This is a genomic window from Paenibacillus sp. FSL H8-0283, assembly GCF_045040675.1.
Taxonomy (GTDB): Bacteria; Bacillota; Bacilli; order Paenibacillales; family Paenibacillaceae; genus Paenibacillus; species Paenibacillus amylolyticus.
Window position 1 is genome coordinate 4,480,843 of record NZ_CP150295.1, and the last position, 12,555, is coordinate 4,493,397.

Below are 12,555 nucleotides of genomic sequence, written 5' to 3' on the forward strand. Positions count from 1 at the left end.
ACCCTCCTTCTCAGAGCACTTCAGCACTTTTTGGTTCTGTCACTTGAACGTTGTTTGCATCAACATCCCACTTTTCAGTCAACAATGTAATAATCTGCACCGCATGTTCGGACCTTGTGGATGTCTCACCTTGCTGCTTCGTCTCATCTGCTTGATCACGTATAACAGGCTCCGAAGACGCTTCATTTCCATCACGTTGCCCTCTACTCACATCAATCTGAACATCAGGCACTTCAATCTGACCGATCTGGATGGGCTGCTGTATTTGATGTGATTTATCCTTCTCGACTTCTGTGTCTGTTCCAAATATGGGTTGTTTGTTAGCAGCGACTTCTTGCTGCCCTGCCTTCACTTCTTCTTCTACACCCTCTCCGGCCATCTCGACCAACACACGCTGGATCACAGGCAGTTCGACTGATGAGGCAGCTTCCATCTCCGTTTCATATTTACTCATGGTCAGCTGTACCTCTACGGACCGCACCTTGGCTCCTGTTGTTTCTTCAATCTGACCTTTCATGACATTAGCCAGTTCTTTGGCTGTCCATTGTAAGGATTGTTCCTGTTCATTGGATTGTAGCCGTTTGCCCTGAGCTAATATCTGTTCGAGTGTCGCATTCCCATTCGATGGAGCATCCATTGCAGACATTGCCCGTTTCAGTTCGCCAACCGGATCACTTTTGAGCAGCTTGGTTATGGGTGATAAAAGGGTCAGCAGGATGAGAAGGCTCAGCACAAGCTTGACATAACGTTCCATGGATCGATTGGGCAACAACATATCCACAAAAGTCGCCAGCAGAACGATCATAATCAATTCCTGGAGCCAGTTGCTCAGCCACCCCATCCTTTCCACCCCCTTTCTTGCCAACATACATTCAGCGCATCATGACAGTCAGATTGCCCGCGGTCAGCAAGATGGTAATGGCCAGGAAAAACATCAGCCCGACGGCTGCCAGCGCCGCAAATACGTAGATCATGCTCTTGCCGATGGCCTGGAGGCATCCTACAATCGGGGTGTCTCCTAGCGGTTGCATAATGGCACCAGTTACGTTGTATATCAAGGCAAGAGCCAGAATCTTGAGTGCCGGAAAGGCACATAGAAACAAAATGATGATCACTCCGGTGAGTCCAATTGCATTTTTGACAAGTAAAGAAGCTGTAATTACAGTATCCGTCGCATCCGCAAATGTTCTGCCCACGACAGGGACAAAGTTGCCTGCGATGTATTTGGCGGCCTTCAGGCTAACTCCATCCGCTACGGAGCCCGATGCTCCCTGAACCGAGATTACACCCAAAAACATCGTCAGCAGGATACCCAGCAGTGCCACACTAATATTGCGCAGGAGGTCTGCCAGCTGTGTCAGCTTGTACTTGTCAGACAATGAACTGACGAGATGCAGAACAGCTGAGAAGAAGAGTAACGGGAATACCAGCAAGTGAATCAACGTACTCACCAGATGAATCATGAAAATGATGAGTGGATGTGTCACCGAGACGGTGATGACATTACCCATGGACGCAAGCAGTGTGAATAACAAGGGAACCATGGCCATCATGAAGTTGATCATGCCGGTTATGGCATCCTTGGCGTATCCAATCGCCACACTGAAGCTGTTAATCGCAATAATGATGATGACCATATAACAGATGGAATAGGCGATTTTGCTAATATTATTTTTCTCAAATGCAGTCTGAAGTGTCTCCAGAATCATGCTGAGTACACTTAACATCACAATCGTGACCAGAAGTTTGCCATTATATAAAATTTCATGCAGCATGAAGGTTCCTATCGCTACAAACACCGATTTCAGGCTGAACCCTTCATTGCCGGGGATTAACATATCCATGAAGGAAGGGGTCTTCCCATCCGGGAAGAAACCACCGTATTGTTGCATCAGTTGATCCCAGTATTTCTCCACCTGATCCTTGGGAAGGTGATCGGCCTGCTGCTCCATCCACTCACCGGAAGGCGAGGTTGCAGTAACCTGTCCCAGGATACCAAACAGAAAACAGAGCATCAGCACAACCGTAAGGCGCCACTGCGGCTTACGATGCATTGATTTCATATGAAGTCCGCACGCCCTTTCTACACCGGCATCAGCTTCATGACGGTTTCGATAATAATGCTGATGATCGGTATAGCAAGTACAAGGATCAGTACCTTACCAGCCAATTCGATCTTGGACGCAATGCTTTCTTGACCTGCATCCCTGACAATCTGTGCGCCAAATTCAGCGATGTACGCTATGCCAATAATTTTCAGCACCGTTTTCAGATAAATACTTTCCATGCCTGAATTCTCGGCAAGCCGCTTCAACACTTCGATGACTGCTCCGATTTTGCCAATCAACAACATGAAGATGACAATGCCGGTCGCGGCAGCAATCAGAAAGGCAAACATCGGTTTCTGTTCCTTAATGACCAGAATGAGCACTGTTGCGATGAGCGCCAAACCTACAACTTGGATAATTTCCACAGGTCACCACCATCCGGCTTCATGACCGTTTTTCATTGAAAAAGAAATATCGATTTGATCTCTTGTAGCAGGCTGTCCAGCATACGGACCACCATGAACAATACAACGACAAATCCGATTACGGTCACCCAGTGAGCCATATCTTCCTTTCCCATTTGTTTCAGTACCGTGTGAATCATGGCGATGATGATTCCGATACCCGCAATTTGAAAGATTGCGTTCACTTCTAGATTCATGACCTTGGCACCTCACTATCCCGGCTATTTCAGAAGATCAGAATGACGATTAACGCTCCGACAAGCATCCCGAGGCTTCGGCTCATTCGTTCATATTTCATTTGATCGGCCTGGGCGCGGGATTCCTCATGCATTAGTTGTTGAATGGCTAACGATATATGTTTGGTCTGATCCTGACGGTCACTTGTGCCAAGGCTGAAGCTTAATTGCAGCATCACTTCCTTCTCGTCAGCCTTCATGGCCGATCTTCCCCACGCCAGATCCACGCCTGACTGCAGACTTTCCCGGGCAGTGAGTCCATGAGGAGGTTCCATCTGTGTAGCTGCATGAAGAAACAACGTCTTTACAGGTTCTTTGGTCTGTGCTCCCATCTTGCCCATGGCATCGGGAAGTGGAGTGAGCCCATAGTTAATCTCCGTCATTAGTCGCTGGAGGGCTGCAATGAGTTCTCGCAACTGTCTCGGTCTTAATGCATACTGTCTGGCCTTGTAAAATCCGGCGAGGGTGCTGGCTAACAGAATAATTACCGCACCAAACATGTTAACCAAAGGCTTCACCTCCTGCCCCGGTCTGCTGCAACCCACGCATTTTGCCATCAGCCAGCCGAAAGGTCATGCCCCGGCTCGTCCGTTGCAGCTGGACATAACGTTGAAACATCTGCTCCGTAATTAAGGTTCTGAGGGCGGGTCTGGCCGACAGCTCCGATAGGTCACGGCCATGCGCAGTCGCAATCACTGAGACTCCTGCATGCAGGGCTTCCATCACAGCCTCGGCATCCTCCGGACGACCGATCTCGTCCACAATCAGGACATCGGGCGACATGGAGCGAAGCATCATCATCATGCCCTCAGCCTTCGGACAACCGTCCATCACATCTGTTCGGGGACCTACGTCGAAGCCAGGTACTCCTTTGTAGCTACCAGCGATTTCGGACCTTTCATCCACAATGCCCACTTTCAGACGTGGACGTATTCCCTGAACCAGTTCAGTTCCCCCTGTAAGCTTTGTACCACTACTAATTTGTCTCGCCAGATCTCGTAGCAACGTCGTTTTCCCTTGTTGTGGTGGTGATAGGATCAACGTGTGCAGGACCTGTCCGCTCTTCATATCGAGAAGATAAGGAAGGATACGATCAGCCACTCCATGTACCTCACGGGCTACGCGAACGTTAAACCCGTTGATGTCACGCAAGTATTCGACACGCCCACCGCTTAGTACCGTTCGTCCAGCAAGCCCGATTCGATGTCCCCCAGGTATGGTGATGAACCCTTTACGCAGTTCCTCTTCCAATGTATAAAGTGAATGGTTACTGATCAGGTCCAGCAACCTGTGCGTCACTTCTTTCTGAGGAACATACGCTTCTTCAGGATTCCCGGTCGGACAACCTTGAGGTGTCAGGAAGTGGTATGTGTTGCCTGCATTAATCTCCAGGGGTCTGCCTTCACGAATACGTACTTCCTCCACTTGTTCCAATAGAGCGGGTGGCATTCTTCCAAGAATGGTTCGGATCGGTTCCGGAAAAAGTTCCCTCCAGTTCACCTTCATGAGTAGGCTCCTCCAACCTTGAGATCATTTGGTTCACACTTCTGGCGCTTGTTCATATCTCAAGTTTATGCCTGTACATTTAATTTATGACGCTGAAATCTATCAATTCTTCAGAATACGGTTGAGAGTTGAAACCATAGATGCACCTTCTGTTCTAGGCACCCGTCTAGATGTGCATGCATATAGTAATTGCAGATAGGTAAGTTCCATTCCGGTTCAAAACAGAACTACCGATCCCCAGATACCAGAAAGGAGTTGTGGGGAGTGCGAGTTGATGTCGTTGGCAATGTGAATGAAGTACGTACCATTGATATTGCAGGGCGAAGTGCAGTTGTCATTGATGTATTGTGTACGACCAGTACAATTGTTACGGCTCTGGCGTATGACGCTTCGGCTGTGATTGCCGTAGAGACCGTTCCACAAGCCAAACAAATGGAAGTGAAAGATTGCATTCGAGGCGGGGAGCGTTTTGACAAAAAAATCACCGGATTCGAAGTGGGGAATTCCCCCTATGAATATATGACTGCAGGCATTGCAGATAAAACAATCATTCTAACCACAACCGATGGAACACGAGCTTTGATCAAGGCTTCCAAGGGGAAACATGTATTCGCTGGTTCATTTCTCAATGTGCAGGCTGTTGCAGCAGCTCTATGTGAACTTCAACGAGATGTATTGCTGTTATGTGCGGGGAACCAGGATGAATTTGCTCTGGAGGACGGCTTGTGTGCTGGATGTATCATCGATGAGCTGCACCGTCAATCCTGTTCTCCCCTCCAACTTAACGATCTCGGCATAGTGCTTCATCAGGCGGTATCCCAACGTAGTGAGAGCATCCCGGAGTTGGTCCAGGGGTCTGTTAGCGGGCGGAGGCTTGAAAAGTTAGGCAGAGTTCATGATATTTCGTATTGTTCTCAATTAAACCTGCTGGATTGTGTTCCCGAGATGGGGGAGGGGAACCGCATGCAGCCTTATAGAGGCATACGCGGGGGAAAGATGTTCAAGTTGATGTGAGAATTGCCATGAGAAAAACAAAAAAAGGTGTACTGCTGCCCGTTGGCAACAGTACACCTTTGCTAATTTACATACATTGAAGATACTTATCTGCGATCTTGAGGTCCACCGATAACGGCTTGCTCGGCAGTGTCGAGATCATATGCTGTATGCAATGCCTTAATGACGTCATGCAGCTTATCTCCGTCAATAACACAAGATACTTTGATCTCGGAAGTGCTCACCATCTTGATACTCACGCCTTCAGCCGAAATGACTTTGAACATCTTCGCAGCTACACCAGGATGACTGACCATGCCTGCGCCAACAATGGAGATTTTAACGAGGTTCTCCTCAGATGTAACTTCACGGTAAGGCAAGCGGCTGTGAAGGCCTTCAATGACACGTAATGCGTTCTCACGATCAGACAGCGCCACAGAGAACGAGAAGTCCGCTTTGCCATCCATCACTCCGCTCTGAACGATAATGTCCACATCCAGCTGATTGGATGCAAGCGCACCAAATACTTCGGCCAGAACTCCTGGTACATCCGGCACACCCAGAATACTGATGCGAGCCACGTTTTTGTCATAGGCAATACCACTAACCACTACGCCTTGTTCCATTGCTGCTTCCTCCTTCACAACCGTTCCTTCATTATGGTTAAAGCTGGATCTTACGATTAAAGGTACACCGGAATGCTTCGCGTACTCTACTGCACGCGGATGCAACACCGCTGCTCCCAAATTAGCGAGCTCCAGCATTTCGTCATACGATATTTCCTTCAGCTTGCGCGCAACCTTAACGATCCGCGGGTCCGTAGAATATATTCCGTCTACATCCGTATAGATCTCACACGCATCAGCCTTAATTGCTGCCGCCAGCGCTACAGCTGTTGTATCCGAACCACCACGACCCAGCGTTGTGATCTCGCCGTCTTCCGTCATGCCCTGGAAGCCTGCAACAATAACAATGTTGCCCTCGGCAAGTGCTGCATTCACACGGTCAGGTTGAATATCATGAATACGTGCTTTTCCGTGGACCGGCTCTGTGCGGAATCCCGCTTGCCAGCCCGTAAACGATACTGCCTTACGTCCAAGCGCTTGAATAGCCATCGATAACAAAGAGATCGAAATCTGTTCTCCTGTCGTTAAGAGCATATCCATCTCACGAGCAGGCAGATCACTATTCAGTTGTTTTGCCTGATCAATCAAATCATCTGTTGTATCCCCCATGGCCGAAACCACAACTACACACCGATGTCCTTCATCAGCTTTTTCTACAACACGTCCGGCCACACGCTTCATGCGTTCTGTATCTCCGACCGAGCTGCCCCCAAATTTCATGACGTACAATGACAACGCAAATCCACTCCCTACCTTGTGCAGTATGCATAATTAATGTCCATCGTCATTATTCTCTACGAGAAATGACTTTAACCCAGTATATTACGAAAGCGCCTGATAGGCTAATCTTTTTTCGAAAAAACCCTCTGCCAAAGGAATGGCAAAGGGTTGTTAATAACCTTTTTTAGCTTACAAGCCGTGAAAGTTACGCACGGGAAGAGTATTTACCTTCACGTGTGTCAATCAGGAGAACGTCACCTTCGTTAATGAACAAAGGAACCTGTACGTTCAAGCCTGTTTCCACTTTTGCATTTTTGGTAGCGCCTTGTGCAGTGTTACCTTTAACACTTGGCTCAGTCTCGATGACTTTCAACTCAACGCTTGTTGGCAAGTCAATTCCGAGAATTTCACCTTGGTAGCTAACAATCTTAACGACCATGTTTTCTTTCAGGAAGTTCAATTCCCATTCCAGTTGTTCACTAGTCAATGTGAACTGATCATATGTTTCGTTATCCATGAACGTGTGCTCTGTACCGCTTGCATACAGGTAGGATACGCCACGGTTTTCGATGATGGCACGACCAATCGTTTCGCCTGCACGGAATGTTTTTTCAACGGTGTTACCGTTACGCAGGTTTTTCAATTTGGAACGTACAAAGGCAGCGCCTTTACCTGGTTTAACGTGTTGGAAATCAAGCACGGTATAGATATCGTTATCTACTTGCACGGTCAAGCCTGTTTTAAAATCGTTTACTGAAATCACAAAAAATCCCTCCTGATATGGTTAAAAAGTAGGTGATATAAGACGATGGGTTAATGTTATATGTAAAATGAGCCCAAGAATGGCCACCTCGTTCACTTCGATTGCAGTACCATCCTCCGATCGCTGTTATCCCCAGATTTTTTTGATCCCATTATCAATGGGAAAATCCGGTGATAAAGGCGAACGCTTCGCTTCTTCAGATTGGTTCTGCACTCTCTGTTATGGTGAAATTTCTTATTTTCAATTTAAATAACACATTAAAAATCGTCTTATATCCCTGTGGCTGTAATTTAGCCGATTACGGTGAACTTCTTGTCCGACTTCGTGAGAATATGAATACCCGTCTCGGTAATCACTACGTCATCCTCGATACGCACGCCGCCAAGCCCGTCAATATATATACCCGGTTCAACAGTAACAACCATACCCGGTTTCAATACATCGTCGCTAAGCTTGGACAAGCGAGGAGCTTCGTGAACTTCCATACCCAGACCGTGGCCTGTGCTGTGTCCGAATTGATCTCCATATCCGTGACCTGCAATGATATCACGAGCCAATGCATCTGCTTCCCGTCCGGTCATGCCCGGTTTCAGGTTCTCCAGCGTATGTAACTGAGCTTCCAGTACAATGTCATAAATTTTGCGCAGTTCAGGTACAGGTGTACCTGTTGCAATGGTACGTGTCAGATCTGAACAGTATCCGTCCAAAAGTGCACCAAAGTCAAATGTAATTAACTCATTTTGTCCGATGACCTTGTTGCTCGCTACACCGTGAGGCATAGCAGAACGTTCACCCGATGCTACAATGGTGTCAAACGAAGAGGACGTTGCTCCATGCTTGCGCATGAAAAACTCCATCTCCAGATCCACTTCACGCTCCGTCATACCTGGTTTTGCAAACTGCAAAACGTGGCTGAACGTGGCATCCGCCAGATCTGCTGCTCTCTGCATAACCGCGATCTCATCTTCATCCTTGAACATACGAAGTTGTTCCACGATCCCGGATACAGCTTTCAGTTCGATAGATTGAAGTGCTTCAGCATAAGCGGAATGCGTGCCAAATGTGACACTATCCTGCTCGAAGCCCACTTCTTTGATATTTGCGGATGCCAGTAGTTCACGCACTGTATCCATCGGCTTGGCTCCATGCTCCACAACGGTGAATCCTTTGGCTTGTTGAGGCGCTTGTGACATATAACGGAAATCAGTCAGCAGATATGCATCCTGTTCCGTAATCAGCACATATCCCGCCGAGCCTGTAAAACCCGTCATATAACGACGGTTAATCGGGTTTGTAATCAGCATTGCAGTGAGTTCATGCTCACGCATGGCTTCACGCAACTTATTTACTCGTTTGTTTTCCATCGGTAACCCTTCTTTCTCTCACATTCCCGGGTTCCCGGCTCAGGTTTGTTTGTCCAGATGACGCACAAGAGCCAGCAATCCCAGTTCATAGCTTACTTCGCCAAATCCGGCAATCTGCCCGATTGTTTCCGCTGCAATCACTGAATGATGTCTGAACGCTTCGCGTGCATGAATGTTGGATAGATGTACTTCCACTGTAGGGACTTTTACAGCATTGATTGCATCACGTATAGCATAGCTATAATGGGTAAATGCTCCGGCATTCAGTATTATTCCGTCTGCCTCACCCATCGCTGCATGAATGCGGTCAATGATGTCCCCTTCATGGTTCGATTGATAAAAAGCGATGGAGACGCCAATTTCATCAGCCTGTCTGCGAATTTTGTCCTCAATATCCTTCAGACTAAGCGTTCCATAGATGCCCGGTTCGCGTACACCAAGCATGTTCAGGTTCGGACCATTGATCACAATAATTCGTTTCATCGCTGCTCCACCCTCTCTGCAAATAACCATCTGCTATTTTAACACAGGCATTGCCGGATTGAGAAGCTTTTTTGCGCTATGCCCCCGCTTGCTCCGGCTCGCGTTTGCGTTCGTCCGTGTACTCCATGGCTACCGTGTAACCAATGAACAGCCCCCACAGCAAAAAGAAACAGAGTTCCGTGATGATTGAATCCCACGTTAAACCGTTCAAAGGTTTCATCATCCCCAGTTTTGGTCCGACCAGTATAAAGAGAATCAGCCACCAGACGATTCCATATACCATGCCGGGTAACGGTCCTTTCAGTTTTCTAATCGTGAACGTGTAGAGTAAGGATGCCAAGATGGAAAAGACGATAAAAAACAGCCAGCCTGTCAAATGTCCTGCTGCGGTATATATATATTCATGTTTGAAAAAAGGCTCGGCCAAAAATCCGACAGGTACAATCGTAAAATGCAACAGATAGAATAGCCAATGTAGCCCACCCCAGATAAAACCGGCAAAGAAGCCAAGCTCTAATGCAAAGGAAAATGGCTTCGTATAGTAGTGTGCTTGACCTTGCCTCTGGGTAGGGCGCCTGCCCTTGTCTTTTGGCTGCCGTTCTTTCGGACGTTGACCTTCATCTTGTGATGTATCTTCATGCTTACGTTCTGTCATCGATATTCTCCTTCATTCAGTTGATAATCCCGCATTATGCCTCGAATTTCCGCTCCGATTCTACGAGGTAGTATGTTCAAAACAGGACAATCTTAACAACATCCTTCAAGGTTTGACTCACAAACTAGAAATTGGTCTCAAAATTCGATACAATAGGGTTATTAAACTGCCTTTGATCGCGAAGGCCTAGAACAGAATAGGAAGGTGAATAATTTGCCTCAACAATCCAAGCCTGTCAGCTATGGGGGGCAAGCTGTCATTGAAGGCGTAATGTTCGGTGGGAAACATGTCAACGTTACAGCTGTTCGTAGAAAAGACGGCGAAATTACGTATCTGGAAGTTCCCAAGCAAGACAAGTCCTGGGTCATGAAATTGCGGCGGATTCCTTTATTACGCGGAATTGTCAGCATTATAGATTCAAGTGTCAAAGGTAGCAGACATCTCAATTATTCTGCTGACGCCTATGCTGATGATGAACTGGAACCGGAAGAGAAAGCCAAGCAAAAAGAGAAAGAAGGTTCGGGCTGGAGCCTTAGCATGATCATTGGTGTGACCGCCGTTGCCATCCTTTCATTCCTTTTTGGTAAAGTTGTGCTCACATTGCTTCCTGTTGTTATCGAGAATTTTCTATTCAAAAATGCATTCGACAATCAGTTTTTGCATAATTTACTGGAAGGCGGCATTAAGCTGATCCTGTTACTCGCCTATCTGTGGTTAATCTCACAGACGCCGATGATTAAACGTCTCTTCCAGTATCATGGAGCGGAACACAAAGTAATCAGCGCACATGAAGCTGGTGAAGAACTGACACCGGAGAACGTGCAAAAGTACAGCCGACTGCACTACCGCTGCGGTAGCAGTTTCATTATGTTGACTGTCATCATTGGAGTGTTTCTATACTCTCTCTTCACGTACGATAACCTCTGGGAACGGATGGGTCAGCGTCTGTTGTTATTGCCAGTTGTGCTAGGCATTTCTTTTGAACTGTTAAAGCTCACGAATTCAGTACGTGATATTCCTGTACTGCGTTATCTCGGATACCCGGGATTGTGGCTGCAATTGCTGACAACAAAAGAGCCGACCAACGAACAGGTAGAAGTATCCATTGCTTCGTTTAACCGTATGCGTGAGTTGGATGCCAAGCTTGCCAATGTCTCTGCTACGTCAGAAGTACCTGTTGCAACACTCGATCCTGTGAAAGGGTGAATGATATGAACAAGCAGGCAATCTTATTTTGGACGTTCATCGCACTAGCTGCTGTTGGAGTCTTGACTTGGGTGGGGAACGCTAGTCCATCCAGGATCATTATTCCTCTGGTCGTGTTCGGAGCCGTATTCCTGCTGTACAAATATCCGCCTCGTCGCTGGGCAAGCAAAACCAAATCACCAAAGATCAAGCCATCGGCACGAACCATGGCAAAAGTCAATGCACAGTCCAGTGCCAGAAAGAGCAGCGGCTCTTCTAAGAAACGCAAGGATTATCCTTTCCAAGTGATTCAGGGACAAAAAGGTAAAAGCGATGAAGATATACCGAAATTTCATTAAAAGTTACTGATATACAAAAAAAGCAGTTCTCCCAATATGCGGAGAATTGCTTTTTTCGCGTTTATACAGGAATCAGAGGCGGAGCTTCTGCCTGTTTCTTGCGCAATTCTTTTCTTTGTTTGTCCAGCTGTTCATCATACACTTTCATATTCCACCCGTTGAAAAATTCACTCCCTGCGGTAGTACCTGATCGATATAACGCCGTGCTGTCCTGTAACGATAAATGAAATTGCGTTGGTTTAATCCCAAGCGTTGGTATCTTCACTGTCCGAAACCGGTTAATCTGTTCAATATAGCGTTCATCATGCGCTGTGAGCATCGTCTCCACAAGGGCCTGAAGCATGCTTAGCGGTCCTTTAATCCGGGCAGGTTCCACTTCCGTCTTCCCCACCATTTTGAATCCAACAACCGGAATAACGTCTCCTCCTCGTGCCGAGCGATCACCATCGAAGAGCCACAACGGAAAATTGCTAAGCAATCCACCATCCACGACATAAACGAACTGATCTTGAAAAGGAAGCCCTTTGGAGAATAATGGTGATTTGCGTATGACTACCGGATCGAAAAAATACGGGATACTGCAACTCATACGTACCGCCTTTGCAACATCCAGCTTCGCAGGGTCAATGCCGAACCGCCGAATATCGTCTGGTAACACCAGAATGGTCCCATTGGATATATCGGATGCGGTAATAAGCAACTTACCTTGTGGCAAGTCAGCGAATGTGCGAATCCCTTTCTGCTCCAGCATCTTACGAATCCATGATTCCAGCGCTTCTCCCGAATATAGTCCTTTCTTCAAGAACAGCCTTGCCGCGGGTCCGATCCATCGCGTATTAAATATGGGGGAACGACGTAGCAATGAAACAAAGGGGGTATTCTCAATAATGACTTTCATCTCCTCGGCCCTGTAACCGGCCGCTAGCAGAGCAGCTACAATGGAACCGGATGATGTGCCTGCCACTCGATTAAACTGAATGCCGCAGTCTTGAGCACCCTGCACAGCACCTGCAAGCGAGATCCCTTTGACGCCTCCACCTTCAAACACCGCGTTAATTAACATAACAAAAAACCCCCGTTCTCCAGGCAGCCACGTTTCTACTGCCACTCTATGAGAACAAGGGTTTGTCTTATCACTGTATTGTTAAAATGT

15 protein-coding genes are annotated in these 12,555 nt (G+C 47.2%); 3 read left to right on the plus strand and 12 right to left on the minus strand.

Annotation, left to right across the window (positions count from 1 at the left end; translation table 11 throughout):
- Positions 1-10: 10 nt before the first annotated feature.
- From spoIIIAF to spoIIIAA, 6 genes are all read right to left on the minus strand, one after another.
- Positions 11-841, minus strand: a complete 831-nt coding sequence (gene spoIIIAF, locus MHI52_RS20010) for a stage III sporulation protein AF (protein WP_405157520.1) — start codon at positions 839-841, stop codon at positions 11-13.
- 31 nt (positions 842-872) lie between these two features.
- Positions 873-2,015 carry a stage III sporulation protein AE gene (gene spoIIIAE, locus MHI52_RS20015; RefSeq protein WP_370511423.1) on the minus strand — a complete coding sequence of 381 codons (1,143 nt, stop codon included), beginning with the start codon at positions 2,013-2,015 and terminating at the stop codon, positions 873-875.
- 68 nt (positions 2,016-2,083) lie between these two features.
- Entirely contained in the window at positions 2,084-2,473 is a 390-nt protein-coding gene (spoIIIAD, locus tag MHI52_RS20020; RefSeq protein ID WP_017687586.1) for a stage III sporulation protein AD, read from the minus strand.
- Between the two features lie 32 nt (positions 2,474-2,505).
- On the minus strand, positions 2,506-2,709 hold the full coding sequence (spoIIIAC, locus tag MHI52_RS20025) for a stage III sporulation protein AC (RefSeq protein ID WP_017687585.1): 204 nt from the start codon (positions 2,707-2,709) through the stop codon (positions 2,506-2,508).
- A 29-nt stretch (positions 2,710-2,738) separates the two neighbouring features.
- Positions 2,739-3,257, minus strand: coding sequence for a stage III sporulation protein SpoIIIAB (gene spoIIIAB / locus MHI52_RS20030; protein ID WP_036614389.1), 519 nt, complete (start codon positions 3,255-3,257; stop codon positions 2,739-2,741).
- Positions 3,250-4,254 carry a stage III sporulation protein AA gene (gene spoIIIAA / locus MHI52_RS20035; RefSeq protein ID WP_036674989.1) on the minus strand — a complete coding sequence of 335 codons (1,005 nt, stop codon included), beginning with the start codon at positions 4,252-4,254 and terminating at the stop codon, positions 3,250-3,252. The genes spoIIIAB and spoIIIAA overlap by 8 nt, the downstream gene beginning before the upstream one ends.
- A 264-nt stretch (positions 4,255-4,518) precedes the next feature.
- Between spoIIIAA and MHI52_RS20040 the strand changes: the two genes are divergently transcribed.
- Positions 4,519-5,268 (plus strand): 2-phosphosulfolactate phosphatase, encoded by a 750-nt coding sequence (locus MHI52_RS20040; RefSeq protein WP_076251020.1) that lies wholly within the window; start codon positions 4,519-4,521, stop codon positions 5,266-5,268.
- An 86-nt stretch (positions 5,269-5,354) separates the two neighbouring features.
- Here MHI52_RS20040 and MHI52_RS20045 read toward each other — a convergent pair whose 3' ends face one another.
- The 5 genes from MHI52_RS20045 to MHI52_RS20065 all read right to left on the minus strand — a co-directional run bounded on the left by MHI52_RS20045 (position 5,355) and on the right by MHI52_RS20065 (position 9,858).
- Complete coding sequence (locus MHI52_RS20045; protein WP_047843625.1) at positions 5,355-6,608, minus strand: aspartate kinase; 1,254 nt, start codon at positions 6,606-6,608, stop codon at positions 5,355-5,357.
- A gap of 190 nt (positions 6,609-6,798) precedes the next feature.
- Positions 6,799-7,356, minus strand: a complete 558-nt coding sequence (gene efp / locus MHI52_RS20050) for an elongation factor P (RefSeq protein WP_036614394.1) — start codon at positions 7,354-7,356, stop codon at positions 6,799-6,801.
- A 290-nt stretch (positions 7,357-7,646) separates the two neighbouring features.
- Positions 7,647-8,720 carry a Xaa-Pro peptidase family protein gene (locus MHI52_RS20055; RefSeq protein ID WP_076327965.1) on the minus strand — a complete coding sequence of 358 codons (1,074 nt, stop codon included), beginning with the start codon at positions 8,718-8,720 and terminating at the stop codon, positions 7,647-7,649.
- 39 nt (positions 8,721-8,759) lie between these two features.
- A complete protein-coding gene (aroQ, locus tag MHI52_RS20060) occupies positions 8,760-9,203 on the minus strand; it encodes a type II 3-dehydroquinate dehydratase (RefSeq protein ID WP_036614400.1) in 444 nt (147 codons plus the stop codon).
- Positions 9,204-9,279: 76 nt separating this feature from the next.
- Positions 9,280-9,858 carry a YqhR family membrane protein gene (locus MHI52_RS20065; protein WP_036674985.1) on the minus strand — a complete coding sequence of 193 codons (579 nt, stop codon included), beginning with the start codon at positions 9,856-9,858 and terminating at the stop codon, positions 9,280-9,282.
- Positions 9,859-10,071: 213 nt separating this feature from the next.
- Here MHI52_RS20065 and MHI52_RS20070 point away from each other — a divergent pair, with 213 nt between their 5' ends.
- Positions 10,072-11,064, plus strand: coding sequence for a DUF1385 domain-containing protein (locus tag MHI52_RS20070; RefSeq protein ID WP_047843628.1), 993 nt, complete (start codon positions 10,072-10,074; stop codon positions 11,062-11,064).
- Between the two features lie 5 nt (positions 11,065-11,069).
- On the plus strand, positions 11,070-11,402 hold the full coding sequence (locus MHI52_RS20075) for a hypothetical protein (protein WP_047843629.1): 333 nt from the start codon (positions 11,070-11,072) through the stop codon (positions 11,400-11,402).
- Between the two features lie 61 nt (positions 11,403-11,463).
- On the opposite strand, the gene MHI52_RS20080 is transcribed toward MHI52_RS20075, so the two are convergent.
- Complete coding sequence (locus MHI52_RS20080; protein ID WP_101313618.1) at positions 11,464-12,465, minus strand: patatin-like phospholipase family protein; 1,002 nt, start codon at positions 12,463-12,465, stop codon at positions 11,464-11,466.
- Positions 12,466-12,555 lie beyond the last annotated feature (90 nt).

Excerpts from the sequence above, each read along its gene's own strand:
- MHI52_RS20055 (WP_076327965.1), bottom strand. The coding sequence starts at position 8,720 with ATGGAAAACAAACGAGTAAATAAGTTGCGTGAAGCCATGCGTGAGCAT.
- MHI52_RS20080 (WP_101313618.1), bottom strand. The coding sequence starts at position 12,465 with ATGTTAATTAACGCGGTGTTTGAAGGTGGAGGCGTCAAAGGGATCTCG.
- aroQ (WP_036614400.1), bottom strand. The coding sequence starts at position 9,203 with ATGAAACGAATTATTGTGATCAATGGTCCGAACCTGAACATGCTTGGT.
- spoIIIAA (WP_036674989.1), bottom strand. The coding sequence starts at position 4,254 with ATGAAGGTGAACTGGAGGGAACTTTTTCCGGAACCGATCCGAACCATT.
- MHI52_RS20065 (WP_036674985.1), bottom strand. The coding sequence starts at position 9,858 with ATGACAGAACGTAAGCATGAAGATACATCACAAGATGAAGGTCAACGT.
- spoIIIAE (WP_370511423.1), bottom strand. The coding sequence starts at position 2,015 with ATGCTCTGTTTTCTGTTTGGTATCCTGGGACAGGTTACTGCAACCTCG.
- MHI52_RS20075 (WP_047843629.1), top strand. The coding sequence starts at position 11,070 with ATGAACAAGCAGGCAATCTTATTTTGGACGTTCATCGCACTAGCTGCT.
- spoIIIAC (WP_017687585.1), bottom strand. The coding sequence starts at position 2,709 with ATGAATCTAGAAGTGAACGCAATCTTTCAAATTGCGGGTATCGGAATC.
- spoIIIAF (WP_405157520.1), bottom strand. The coding sequence starts at position 841 with ATGGGGTGGCTGAGCAACTGGCTCCAGGAATTGATTATGATCGTTCTG.